Source organism: Brevundimonas sp. MYb52 (assembly GCF_002979535.1).
Lineage (GTDB): Bacteria > Pseudomonadota > Alphaproteobacteria > Caulobacterales > Caulobacteraceae > Brevundimonas.
This window is the reverse complement of the sequence record NZ_PCPB01000006.1, coordinates 124,361-136,517: the sequence shown is the minus strand read 5'-3', so window position 1 is coordinate 136,517 and position 12,157 is coordinate 124,361. Positions and strand designations below refer to the sequence as shown.

General features: G+C 68.1%; 8 protein-coding genes and 1 tRNA gene. 3 read left to right on the top strand and 6 right to left on the bottom strand.

Annotated features, from left to right (window positions below; translation table 11 throughout):
• Positions 1–103: 103 nt before the first annotated feature.
• From lpdA to CQ039_RS09130, 4 genes are all read right to left on the bottom strand, one after another.
• Positions 104–1,525: a dihydrolipoyl dehydrogenase gene (gene lpdA, locus CQ039_RS09145; RefSeq protein WP_105563159.1), complete on the bottom strand. Its 1,422-nt coding sequence runs from the start codon at positions 1,523–1,525 to the stop codon at positions 104–106.
• A 192-nt stretch (positions 1,526–1,717) separates the two neighbouring features.
• Positions 1,718–4,534 (bottom strand): TonB-dependent receptor, encoded by a 2,817-nt coding sequence (locus CQ039_RS09140; RefSeq protein WP_105563160.1) that lies wholly within the window; start codon positions 4,532–4,534, stop codon positions 1,718–1,720.
• A gap of 249 nt (positions 4,535–4,783) precedes the next feature.
• Positions 4,784–4,858, bottom strand: a tRNA-Gly gene (locus CQ039_RS09135).
• Positions 4,859–5,130: 272 nt separating this feature from the next.
• The gene (locus CQ039_RS09130; RefSeq protein WP_105563161.1) at positions 5,131–5,913 is read right to left on the bottom strand and encodes an SDR family oxidoreductase; all 783 of its coding nucleotides are present in this window, start codon (positions 5,911–5,913) and stop codon (positions 5,131–5,133) included.
• A gap of 54 nt (positions 5,914–5,967) precedes the next feature.
• Between CQ039_RS09130 and CQ039_RS09125 the strand changes: the two genes are divergently transcribed.
• Positions 5,968–6,375, top strand: a complete 408-nt coding sequence (locus CQ039_RS09125) for a YkvA family protein (protein WP_105563162.1) — start codon at positions 5,968–5,970, stop codon at positions 6,373–6,375.
• On the opposite strand, the gene CQ039_RS09120 is transcribed toward CQ039_RS09125, so the two are convergent.
• Complete coding sequence (locus CQ039_RS09120) at positions 6,372–7,115, bottom strand: 2OG-Fe(II) oxygenase family protein (protein ID WP_105563163.1); 744 nt, start codon at positions 7,113–7,115, stop codon at positions 6,372–6,374. The genes CQ039_RS09125 and CQ039_RS09120 overlap by 4 nt on opposite strands.
• Complete coding sequence (locus CQ039_RS09115; RefSeq protein WP_105563164.1) at positions 7,112–8,113, bottom strand: NADPH:quinone oxidoreductase family protein; 1,002 nt, start codon at positions 8,111–8,113, stop codon at positions 7,112–7,114. The genes CQ039_RS09120 and CQ039_RS09115 overlap by 4 nt, the downstream gene beginning before the upstream one ends.
• A 109-nt stretch (positions 8,114–8,222) precedes the next feature.
• On the opposite strand from CQ039_RS09115, the gene CQ039_RS09110 reads away from it, so the two are divergent.
• Both CQ039_RS09110 and CQ039_RS09105 read left to right on the top strand, forming a co-directional pair.
• Entirely contained in the window at positions 8,223–9,098 is an 876-nt protein-coding gene (locus tag CQ039_RS09110; RefSeq protein ID WP_105563165.1) for an isoaspartyl peptidase/L-asparaginase family protein, read from the top strand.
• A 154-nt stretch (positions 9,099–9,252) separates the two neighbouring features.
• Entirely contained in the window at positions 9,253–12,120 is a 2,868-nt protein-coding gene (locus tag CQ039_RS09105; RefSeq protein WP_105563166.1) for a pitrilysin family protein, read from the top strand.
• Positions 12,121–12,157 lie beyond the last annotated feature (37 nt).

The window sequence follows — 12,157 nt, the reverse complement described above, 5'->3', positions numbered from 1 at the left end:
ATCCCCCCATCAAAGACACTCGCTGCGACCGCTCCCCCCCAAACGAAAACGGCGCGCCCCCTGCGGAGCGCGCCGTGATGCGTTCGGGCTGAAAGCCTAAGCCTTAGGCCTGCATGGTCCAGCCTTCGACGCCCATGGCCGCCTGGCGGACGGCTTCCGAGCGGGTCGGGTGGGGGTGGCAGGTGCGGGCGATGTCTTCCGACGAGCCGCCGAAGGCCATGGTCATCGAGGCTTCGCTGATCAGTTCGCCGGCCTGGGGACCATAGATGTGGACGCCCAGCAGCTTGTCGGTCGTCGCATCGGCCAGCACCTTCACGAAGCCGTCCGTCTCGTGGTTGATCTTGGCGCGGCTGTTGGCGGCGAAGGGGAACTTGCCCTTCTTGTAGGCGACGCCTGCGGCCTTCAACTGCTCCTCGGTCTTGCCGACCCAGGCCACCTCCGGCGTGGTGTAGATGACCGACGGGACCAGGTCGTAGTCGACGTGGCCCGGCTTGCCGGCGATCAGTTCGACGGCGGCCACGGCGTCTTCCTCGGCCTTGTGAGCCAGCATCGGGCCGTGGGTCACGTCGCCGATGACCCAGACGCCCGGCGCCGAGGTCTTGAAGTGGTCGTGGCCGACGAAGCCGCGCTGGTCCGGCGTGACGCCGACCGTCTCCAGGCCCAGGCCCTCGGTGTAGGGGCGGCGGCCGATGGCGACCAGGACGACGTCGCCCTTGATCGTTTCAGCGGCGCCGCCGGCGGCCGGCTCGACCGTCAGCTCGACGCCGTCCTTGACCGACTTGGCGCCGGTGACCTTGGTGCCCATGCGGAAGGTCATGCCCTGCTTGGCCAGACCGCGCTGGAAGGCGACGGCGACTTCGCTGTCCATGCCGGCGCCGACCTTGTCCAGGTATTCGACCACGGTGACCTCGGCGCCCAGGCGGCGCCAGACCGAGCCCAGCTCCAGGCCGATCACGCCCGCGCCGATGACGATCATGTGCTTGGGCACCTTGGGCAGGAAGAGGGCGCCGGTCGAGTCGATGACCTTGCCCTCCTCGAAGGCGACGCCCGGCAGCGGGGTCGGCTCGGAGCCGGTGGCGATGATGATGTTCTTGGCGTCATAGGTCGTCTTGGCGCCGTCGGCGGCCTCGACCTCGACCTTGCCCAAAGTCCCGTCATGGCCGGCGATGCGGCCGCGGCCCTTCAGCCAGTCGACCTTGTTCTTCTTGAACAGGAATTCGATGCCCTTGGTCAGGGCCTCGACGCTGTCGTCCTTGGCCTTGTGCATCTGGGGCAGGTTCAGCTTGGGCTTCACCTCGATGCCGATGCCGGCGAAGTCCTTGCCGGCCGCCTCATACAGTTCCGAGGCATGCAGAAGGGCCTTGGAGGGCATGCAGCCGACGTTCAGGCAGGTGCCGCCGAGGGTCGAGCGCATCTCGACGCAGGCGACCTTGAGGCCCAGCTGGCCGGCGCGGATGGCGGCGTTATAGCCGCCCGGCCCGCCCCCGATGATCACCACGTCGTAGGTCTGGGGGGCGTCGGCCATGGAAGTCCTCTGATCGGTCTGGCGCAGGGAAGGAAGCGGCGCGGACACTAGCGCCGACCCCGGCGGGGTCAACCGCCAGGCTCCATATAGGCCCGGATTGCGCCGGGGGCCATGCCGACCAAAGCCAAAGCTGAACGCAAAAGGGCCGGGCGTCGCCGCCCGGCCCTTCAATATCCTGGCGTTCGACGCCGATCAGTACTTGAAGCGCACGCCCATGAAGACGTTGTAGCCGAACTTCTCATACTCATAGGTCCGCTCGCGCGAGCCGTAGTAGCGGACGCCCGCCGAGTCGGTCAGGTTCTTGGCCTCGCCGAACACCTCGACCCCATTGCCGAAGTCGTAGGAGGCGGTGAAGTCCAGTTGCTCGCGGCCCTCGACGAACAGGTCGAAGTCGGGATCATCGGCGTTGATCTCTTCCAGATAGTCGCTGCGCTTGGTGTAGCTGAGGCGCGCGCTGAAACCGGCCATCTCGTAGAAGAGGGCCAGGTTGTAGTTGTTCTCCGACTGGCCGGGCAGAGAGAACTTGTTGCGGCCGCTGTAGGCCTGAGCCGTTTCGATCTCGGCATCGGTCCAGGTGTAGTTGGCGAAGACGCCGAAGCCCGAGGCCCAGCCAGGCAGGAAGCCGAACTTCTGCTGCCAGTTCAGCTCCAGACCCATCAAGTGACCGTTGGGGGCGTTGATCGGGGTCTCGAACTCGGCGTCGAACTCGTTCCCGTCGATCGTCACCTTGTCCTCATATTTGAGGATGTAGCGATAGTCGGTCAGATCCTTGTAGAAGGCGTTGGCCGACACCACGCCCAGCGAGGCGAAGTAGTACTCCAGCCCGAAGTCGATGTTGTTCGACAGCGTCGGCTGCAGGTCCGGGTTGCCGATCTCATACGAGACGTCCGTGCCGTCGGTTTCTTCGATACGACGCGGGACGATCTGGTTGAACTCGGGACGCGAGATCGAGCGCGTCAGGGCGAAGCGGCCGATCAGATTGTCCGAGAAGCTGTGGCGGACCGTCAGGTTGGGGAAGAACTCGGTGTCGTCGCGATCGACCCGCGCCATGTCATAGGGCTTGGTGCCGTCGTTATCGATCAGGCTGGCGGCCTCGCCCTCGAACTGGGTGTTCTCGACGCGCAGGCCGAAGATGACGTTGGTCGCGCCGATGTCGAGGCGGCCCTGGGCGTAGGCCGACAGGATGTCTTCCTTGGCCGTATAGTCGGCGACGATGGAATCCGCCGGACGGATCGGCGACAGCGGGCGCATCTGGCCGAAGTAGTCGTCCACCAGGCCGTTGTTGAACGTCTTGCCCAGCAGGTAGTCGTAGTTGCGCGAGTCCGAACCCGTCAGCAGGTCGGCGTAGGACTGCGACGGCGCATGGGCGGCGTCACGGCTGCGGAAGCGGTCCTCGTCGGCCGAGACGTCGCGGGTGCGGTATTTGCCGCCGAACTTCCAGGTGACCTCGCGGCCGCCGATGACCGAGGGCAGCTCGAAATTGGTCTGGAAGGTCAGCTCTTCCTGCTCGGTCGTGCTGGAGCGGAAGGCGTTCTCGCGGAAGCGGTACTGCGCCGCGTCCAGGTGCTCGCCGGTCGTGAAGATCGAATAGGTCGGCTCATAATGGTCGCCGGTGAAATCATAGGTGACCGACGGCTTGGTCCGCGAGCGGAACAGCAGCTCGTTGCGGTTGGGATAGGTCTGCTCGCTGCTGGCCCAGGACAGGCTGGCGTCCCACACCGCGCCGTTGCCGAAGATGCGCTCGGCCCCGGTCGTCAGGGTCAGGATCTCGTTCTTCTGGGTGCGGTGACGCAGCTGACGTTCGACCGTCACCTCGTCGAAGGTCGCCTTGCGGTCGGTCGCGCCGGCCTGAAGGCTGCCTTCGTCATAGGTCAGCAGCAGCTGGTTGCGGTATTCGTCGTCCTCGAATTGGGCGAATGAGCCGCGGACCCAGGCCCTGAGCGTGTCTGAGGGCCGGAATTCCAGCGCCCCGTTGACCGACTGGCGGGTGCGCTCGGTCTCATAGTCCTTGAACAGGCTTTCCTCGAGGGCGAAGACTTCGCCGCCTTCGGGCGTCTTCATCTTGGTCCAGCCCGACTCGACGTTGTCAGGACGGCGGTTGGTCTTGGAGTAGGAATAGGACAACAGGCCGCCGAAGGTCTGGTCCGCGCCGAAGACGTTCGAGGCCGTGGCGCCCGCGCGAATGTCCTCGCCGCCGTAATCGTTGTAGCTGCCGCCCGCATAGCCGCTGATGGCCAGGCGGCGCCGATCGAAGGCCGAGCGGGTCTTGATGTTGACCGCGCCGGCGATGGAGTCGGCGTCCTGGCTCGGCAACAGGGTCTTGGAGACCTCGATGTTGGCGACGATGTCGCTGGGCAGGGTGTCCAGGTCGACCGCGCGCGTGCCCGGATCGACCGCCGGAACGGTCACGCCGTCCACCGAGACGGCGGTGAAGGCCGACGGCGCGCCGCGCACGTTGATATAGCGGCCCTCGCCCTGGTCGCGCTGGATGGCGATGCCCGGCACGCGCTGCAGCGATTCCGCCACGTTCGGGTCGGGATAGCGGCCGATGGCGTCGGCCGACAGCACGTTGATGGTGCCGTCGGCGTTCTTCTGCTGGTTCAGCGAACGGGCCACGCCCTCGGTGATGACCCCGGTCACCACCACGTCCGCGACCGTGGTCACGTCGCCGCCGCCCAGCGTCACCGTCACCGAGGTCAGACGCCCCGGCGTAGCCACCACCGTCTGGCTGACCGAAGGTAGGCCGATATAGCGCACGTCCAGTTCGACCCGGCCCGAGACGCCGTTCAGGATGAATTCGCCCTGGGTGTTGCTGACCACACGACGGCCTGTGCCGCGATCAACGATCTCTGCGCCCGGCAGAGGCGCGCCGCCGGCATCGACGACGCGGCCGATCACGCCGTCGCCCGCCGGCTCGATCACAGCGCTCGGCGCGACGTCGGCGGCCTGGGCGGCCACGGCAAGGGTGAGCGGCAACAGGGCCGTGCTCAGCAGTAGGCGAAGTTTCATGTCAGTCATCCCCGTTCGCCGGGGCGCGTCACGCTCCGGTCCATGGCGGGGCTGGCTAACGGCGTGCGGCGACGCGGCCGCGACGGTTTCGCGAAAAGGAATCTGCGAACGGACCACAGAGACGCGACAATTCTTCCTGAGACGGAGAGACTGTCACTTCAGAGAAATCAGACCATCACAGGACTGTGGGGGCCAGAACGCGAAACGGGGCCCGATCTTGCGATCGGACCCCGTGTTCCAGTCTCGACATGGAGCGGGCGAGGCGATTCGAACGCCCGACCCCAACCTTGGCAAGGTTGTGCTCTACCACTGAGCTACGCCCGCACTCCGTAGGGAACAGTGTGCTGCGCCCCGTCGAGGAGGGGCTTTTAGCCGACCCTTCTCAGAACACGCAACCCCCTTTTTTCATTTTCCGCTTTTCCGCTGCATTTTTTCGAATAGCCCTGAAATTTCAAACGCAAACGGCCCCCGCGACACCCCCGAAGGAAGCGCTGCGAGGGCCGCTGACAACAGCCTCTGCGGATCAATCCCGCGCACGGCCCCGCTCAAGCAGCGAGCCGCCGCGCGGCGAGCGTTAGCGGCCTTCGCCTCCTCGCTTAGCGAGGAGCAAGCCTGATGGCCCCGTCCAGACGGATGCACTCGCCGTTGATGTAGACGTTCTCGGCCAGATGAAGGGCCAGCGCGGCATAGTCGGCCGGGGTGCCGAGGCGGCTGGGGAAGGGAATGGCGGCGGCCAGGCTGTCCTGAACCTTCTGGTCCATGCCGGCCATCATCGGCGTCCACATGATGCCGGGCAGGATGGTGTTCACCCGCACGCCGTCCTGGGCCAGATCGCGCGCGACCGGCAGGGTCATGGCGTAGACGCCGCCCTTGGACGCCGAATAGGCGGCCTGGCCGATCTGGCCGTCCTGGGCCGCGACGCTGGCGGTGTTGACGATCAGACCGCGCTCGCCGTCGGCCATCGGCTCGGCCTGGACCATGCCCAGAGCCGACTGCGACAGGACCCGGAAGGTGCCGAACAGGTTGATCGTGACGGTGCGCTCGAACGAGGCCATGTCGTGCGAGCGGACCTCGCCGGTGTCGCGCTTGCGGCTGACGGTCTTCTGGCCCGTGGCGATGCCGGCGCAGTTGACGGTCAGGCGTTCCTGGCCGTGGGCGGCGCGCGCCTTGACGAAGCCGGCGGCGACGCTCTCGTCCGAGGTCACGTCCACCTTGCAGAAGACGCCGCCGATTTCCTGGGCGATGACCTCGCCGCGTTCCTCGTTCAGGTCGAACAGGGCGACCTTGACGCCCTTGGCCGCCAGCGCCCGCGCCGTGCCTTCGCCGAGGCCCGAAGCCCCGCCCGTGACCACCGCCGCAATCGAACCGTCGAGTTTCATGAAGATCGTCCCTATATTCTTTGAACCGAGTGTCTGCGCGAGGATTTAGCGGCCATGACCGCCAAAGCCAAACCGGTGTCGCCTGTCGACGCCATCGACCCTGAAAAGGCTCTGGTCCCCACGGTCCAGAGGGTCAATGAGATGCGCGTCAGAAAGGGCTTCTGGCCCAAGCTGCGCAGCACCGCCTCGCGCATCCCCTTCGCCGGGCAGGCCCTGGCCGCCTGGTACGCGACCCAGGACCCCAAGACCCCCATGGCGGCCAAGGGGGTCATGCTGGGGGCGCTGGCCTATTTCGTCATGCCCATCGACGCCATTCCCGACATCTTCGCCGGCATCGGCTTCACCGACGACGCGGCGGTGATCGCCGCCGTCCTGGCCACCCTGGGCGCCCATGTGAAGCGCAAACACCACGAACAGGCCGAGGCGGCGCTGAAGCGCGTCCGGGACGACGCCGAAGCCTAGCGATCCAGCGGCTTGGCCCGCCACCAGCCGGTGACGGAGTAGCGCGGCCCGCCTGCAAAGGGGGCCACGGTCGAGACCGCGTGCATCTGCGGCACCGCAAAGACGTTCAGGGCGCCGAAACTGGGGACAAAGGTCTCGGTGATGTCGCCGCCCTCGTCCAGGAACTGCAGCAGACCGCCCCACTCCGCCCGCCAACCCGGCGACAGGTTCAGGACATAGGCATAGAGGCGCTCGGTCTTCGGATTGGCGTCGCTGTGACGGTTGAGGAAATGGCCCGGCAGATAGCGGGTCACCTGACCATCGGAAAAGGCGATGCGGTCGTCGCCGGTCAGCCGCCGGGCGAAATCCAGAAAGGCCTCGGTGTTGAACAGGTCCAGCAGGTCGAACAGGATCTGCGGCGTCGCCGCCCCCGCCTCACGCGCCGGGCCCAGCCGCAGACGGTCGAACAGGAACTGCAGCCCCTCGGTCGCCCCGGCATAGGCCTGCCCCGTCACATGGGCCTGGTCCTCGGGCGAAGAGGCGTCCAGCGTCGCCACCGGGATGTCGGCCCCCAGCGGGTTGAGAAAGGTGCGGACCCAGGGCTGATCGGGCGCCAGGACGGCAGCGTGCAGGGCCTCGGCCCCGCCCCCAAACAGGCCGGGAACGCGGGTGCGGCCGGTGCGGGCCAGACGCTCGGCGGCGGCGGCGAAGTCCGCCTCGTCCACCGCCAGCTTCAGGGCCGGGTCGAGAAGAGGGCTCATTCGTCGGTCGTCACGACGATCTTGCCCATGGCCGTTCGGTCGCCCAGGGCCTTGATGGCGTCGTGGGCGTCCTCCAGCGGATAGGTGCGGCTGACGCGCGGCTTGATCTTGCCGTCCTTCCACAGCTGCATCAGCTCGGCCATGTTGGCGGCGTGGGCCTTGGGATCGCGCGCCACCGCCGCGCCCCAGAAGACCCCGATCACCGACACCGACTTCAGCAGGGTCAGGTTCAGCGGCAGGGACGGAATGCCCGCCGGGAAGCCGACCACCAGATAGCGGCCGTTCCAGTCCATGGCGCGCAGGGCCGGCTCGGCGTAGTCGCCGCCGACCGCGTCATAGACCACATCGGCGCCGTCGCGGCCCGTGGCCAGCTTCAGCTCGCCCGACAGAGCCTTCTGCGCCGCCTTGTCCATGGCGCCCGAGGGATAGATCAGGCCGTTGTCGGCCCCCAGCTCCAGCGCAAACTCGACCTTGTCGTTGGTCGAGGCGGCGGCGACGACACGCGCCCCCATGGCCTTGCCCAGTTCGACGGCGGCGGCGCCAACGCCGCCCGCCGCGCCCAGCACCAGCAGGGTCTCTCCCGGCTGCAGGTTGGCCCGGTCCTTCAAGGCGTAATAGCTGGTGCCATAGGTCATGGTCAGGGCGGCGGCTTCCTCGAAGCTCATGCCGTCCGGCATGGGGATCAGGCTGGAGGCCGGAACCGCCAGACGTTCCACCAGTCCGCCCCAGCCCGGCACGGCGATGACGCGGTCGCCCCGGAACACGCCCTTGACGCCCTCGCCCACGGCATCGACCACGCCCGCCACCTCGCCGCCCGGCGAGAAGGGGCGCTCGGGTTTGAACTGGTACCTGTCCTCGATGATCAGGGTGTCGGGATAGTTGATCCCCACGGCCTTGACCTCGATCACCACCTCGCCCGCCTTGGGCGTGGGGTCCATGACCTCCTCGACGACGAGAGCTTCAGGGCCGCCGACGGCCTTGGACAGGACTGCTCGCATACTGGTTTCTTTCGTGATCCCCCGTCGGGCCATGGCGCCGACACGATTGCGACGCTAATCAGCGCGCGGCCCGATGCAAAGAGGCCGAACGGACTTTCAGGAGACGACCATGGCGCGAACCGCCCTCATCCTCCACGGCGGCGCCGGCGCCCGGCGCGAGCGCAACTATGACGCCGAGGTCGTGCATATGCGCGAAGTGGTCGAGGCGATGAAGGCGCGGCTGGACGCCGGGGCCTCCGCCGTGGACGTCGCGGTCGAGGCCGTGATCCTGCTGGAAGACTCCGGCCTCTATGTCGCCGGACGCGGCGCCTCGCCCAATCTGGCCGGCGCCTATGAACTGGACGCCAGCCTGATGGACGGCGCTTCGGGCAAGGCCGGCGCCGTGGCGGCGCTGCAAGGTTTCCGCAACCCGGTCGTCGCCGCCCGCGCCGTGATGGACCGCACCCCCCACGTCATGCTGGCCGGCGAAGGCGCCGCCCTGTTCGCCCACGATCAGGGTCTTGAGCCGATCGGCGACGAAGAGGCCTGGTTCACGCGCGCCGGGCAAGGCGAGGACAACCACCCGCCCGGCGTCCTCGGCCACGGCACCGTCGGCTGCTGCGTGCTGGACAGCGAAGGCCGCCTCGCCGCCGCCACCTCGACGGCGGGCGTCTTCGGCAAGATGCCGGGCCGCGTCGGCGACACCCCCATTCCCGCCGCCGGCACCTGGGCCGACGACCACGCCGCTGTTTCCTGCACCGGACAGGGCGAGTATTTCATCCGCGTCGCCGCCGCTGCCCGCACCGCCTTTGGCGTGGCCGCCGGTCAGACGCTGGCTGACTCGGCTCAGGCGACCATCGACCGCATCGGCGGTCTGGGCGGCGACGGCGGCCTGATCGCCCTGGACCGCGACGGCAATATCGTCGCCCCCTTCAACAGCCAGGGCATGAAGCGCGCCTGGCTGACCACCGACGGCGAGATCGGAGTCGAGGTGTTCGGACGCTAAGCCACCGCCGCTCATCCTCAAGGAAGCGGGGATGGGCGGGGCATGGGCGCGCGCTTCATTACAGAGCCGTAAGGTGCGCGGCGGGTTTCGGCCCTGATAGGGTCCGGTCGACCTGCCCCCGGCGCGGCCGGCGGGCGACCGGAACCTGACGCCCATGAAGACCCGCCTGATCCTGACCGCCTGCGCCTCGGCCCTGCTGCTGGGCCTGCCCGCCGCCGCCCCCACCAAGGCTTGGGCCGAAGGCGCGCCGCCCGCCGCCGCAACCTCTGCTGCTCAGGGCGGCGTCGCCGTGCCGCCGCTGGGCTTCAACAAGCGCGTGCTGGCCAACGGCATGGAGGTCTATACCGCCCGCGACGCCTCGACCTCGAACGTCACGGTCCAGGTCTGGTATCGCGTCGGCTCCAAGGACGATCCGGCGGGCCGTTCGGGCTTTGCTCACCTGTTCGAACACCTGCTGTTCAAGTCCACCAGGAACATGCCGTCGGAGACGTTCGACCGTCTGACCGAGGACGTCGGCGGCATGAACAACGCCTTCACCGCCGACGACGTCACCGCCTATTACGAGGTCGTCCCCGCCAACCACCTGCAGCGCATCCTCTTCGCCGAGGCCGACCGTATGGGCTCGCTGGTGGTCGATGAGCCGACCTTTGTCTCCGAGCGCGACGTGGTGAAGGAGGAATACCGCCAGCGCATTCTGGCCAGCCCCTATGGCCGCCTGTTCGGCCTGTTCACGCCCGAGACCATCTATCAGGACCACCCCTATCGCCGCCCCGGCATCGGCTCGATCGAGGAGCTGAACGCCTCGACCCTGGACGACGTCCTGCGCTTCCACGCCACCTATTACCGGCCCGACAACGCCATGCTGATCGTGGCCGGCAACTTCGATCAGGCCCAGTTGGACGCCTGGGTGAACGAGTATTTCGCCCCGCTGAAGCGCCCGGCGACGCCCATGCCGGTCAATGACGTCAGGGAGCCCGAGCCGACCGGCCCGCGCACAGCCACCTATTATGCGCCCAACGTGCCCCTGCCCGCCGTGGTCCTGGCCTGGAACACGGTGGCCTATCGCGACGCCGACCGCGCCGCCCTGACCGTGCTGGACGGAGTGCTGTCCACCGGCGAATCCAGCCGCCTCTATCGCTCGCTGGTCTATGACAAGCAGATCGCAGCCTCGATCGGCTCCAACCCCGATTTCGCCCAGCAGGCGGGCAACCTGACCGCCTACGCCATCATGGCCGACGGCCAGACGGCGGACGCCGGCAAGGCCGCGCTGGAGGTCGAGATCGCCCGCCTGCGCGACGCGCCGATCACCGCCGCCGAACTGAGCGAGGCCAAGAACGAGCTGGTCGCGAATGCGCTTCGTGGCCGCGAAAGCATCGACGACCGCGCCACGACCCTGGGCATGGCCCTGATCATGACCGGCGACGCTACCGCCGCCGACCGTGAGATCGCCGAGATTCAGGCCGTCACCGCCGCCGACGTGCAGCGCGTGGCCCGCCGCTATCTGACGCCTCAGCGCCAGATCACCATCAACTACCTGCCCGCCGACGACGAGCATCCCGCCAGCGTGCAGAAGATGAACGTGGACGCCCCTGTCACCGTGGCCGAACTGGCCCCCGCTGGTCCGGTGGCCGTCCTGCTGCCAGAAGCCCAGCGCGCCCGCCTGCCGCAACCGGGCGCAGAAGTCGCCCCCGCCACCCCCGCCGTGGCCGACTTCCGTCTCGACAACGGCATGCGAGTTCTGGTGGCCCGGACCGAGGGCCTGCCGCTGGTCTCGGCCCGCCTGAACCTCAATGCGGGTTCGGCCAACGACCCGGCGGGCAAGCCGGGCGTCGCCTCCATGACCGCCGGTCTGCTGACCCAGGGCACGACCACCAAGTCCGCGCCCGAGATCGCCACCGCCATCGAACAGCTGGGCGCCAATATCGGCGCGGGCGCGGGCGCCGACTTCACCAATGTCTACGCCAACGCCCCCAAGGACGTGTTCGGCCAGACCCTGACCCTGATGGCCGATCTGGTGCGCAATCCGACCTTCGCCGCCGAGGAGTTGGAACGTCAGCAGTCGCAGACCCTGGACGGCCTGCGCGTCGCCCTCAGCCAGCCCGGCTCCATCGCCGCCCAGTCGGTCGGCCGCGTCATCTACGGCGCCGCCCCCTATGGCGCGCCTGGAAGCGGCACCCTGACCAGCGTTCCCGCCCTGACGCGTGATGACGTGGCGGTCTTCCACTCCGACCGCTTCCGTCCGTCGCAGGCCACCCTGGTCTTCTCGGGCGACGTGACGCCGGCCGAGGCTCGCGCCCTGGCGGACGAGGCCTTCGGCGACTGGCGTGACGCCGGCCCGGCTCCAGCCGCCATTGACAAGGCGGGCCAGGCCCTGGCGCCCCGCGTCGTCGTCGTCGACCAGCCGGGCGCCGGCCAGGCCGCCGTCATCGCCGCCATCCGCGGCGTCAGCCGCACCGACGCCGATTACTTCCCGCTGACCCTGGGCAACACCCTGCTGGGCGGCGGCTTCTCGTCGCGTCTGAACCAGGAAATCCGCATCAAGCGCGGCCTGTCCTATGGCGCCCGCTCCTCGGTCGGCGCCCAGCAGGACGTCGGCGTCTTCACCGCCGCGACCCAGACCAAGAACGAAACGGCGACCGAGGTGGCCGACCTGATCCTGGCCGAGGTCGGCAAGCTGGGGACCGCCTCGGCCACCGAGGCCGAACTGGCCCCGCGCCGCGCCACCCTGATCGGCGGCTTCGGTCGTTCGCTGGAGACGGTGGACGGTCTGGGCGGTCTGGTGGCCAACCTGGCCCTCTATAACCTGCCGATGAGCGACCTGGCCGACTACGCCGGCAAGGTGCGCGCGGTCACGCCGCAACAGGTCGAGGCCGCCTTCGCCGAACACCTGCCGACCGATCAGGCCAGCCTGGTCATCGTCGGCGATGCGTCCAAGTTCATCGACGCCCTGAAGGCCAAATACCCGAACGTCGAGGTCATCCCGCTGACCGAGCTGAACCTGGACAGCGCTACGCTGCGCTAGGACTACAGACCTCCCCGTCGCCCGGCGGGGAGGTTCG

Bases quoted from the DNA above. Each gene is read 5' to 3' on its own strand.
- lpdA (WP_105563159.1), bottom strand. From the start codon at position 1,525: ATGGCCGACGCCCCCCAGACCTACGACGTGGTGATCATCGGGGGCGGG.
- CQ039_RS09115 (WP_105563164.1), bottom strand. From the start codon at position 8,113: ATGCGAGCAGTCCTGTCCAAGGCCGTCGGCGGCCCTGAAGCTCTCGTC.
- CQ039_RS09140 (WP_105563160.1), bottom strand. From the start codon at position 4,534: ATGAAACTTCGCCTACTGCTGAGCACGGCCCTGTTGCCGCTCACCCTT.
- CQ039_RS09120 (WP_105563163.1), bottom strand. From the start codon at position 7,115: ATGAGCCCTCTTCTCGACCCGGCCCTGAAGCTGGCGGTGGACGAGGCG.
- CQ039_RS09125 (WP_105563162.1), top strand. From the start codon at position 5,968: ATGACCGCCAAAGCCAAACCGGTGTCGCCTGTCGACGCCATCGACCCT.
- CQ039_RS09110 (WP_105563165.1), top strand. From the start codon at position 8,223: ATGGCGCGAACCGCCCTCATCCTCCACGGCGGCGCCGGCGCCCGGCGC.
- CQ039_RS09130 (WP_105563161.1), bottom strand. From the start codon at position 5,913: ATGAAACTCGACGGTTCGATTGCGGCGGTGGTCACGGGCGGGGCTTCG.
- CQ039_RS09105 (WP_105563166.1), top strand. From the start codon at position 9,253: ATGAAGACCCGCCTGATCCTGACCGCCTGCGCCTCGGCCCTGCTGCTG.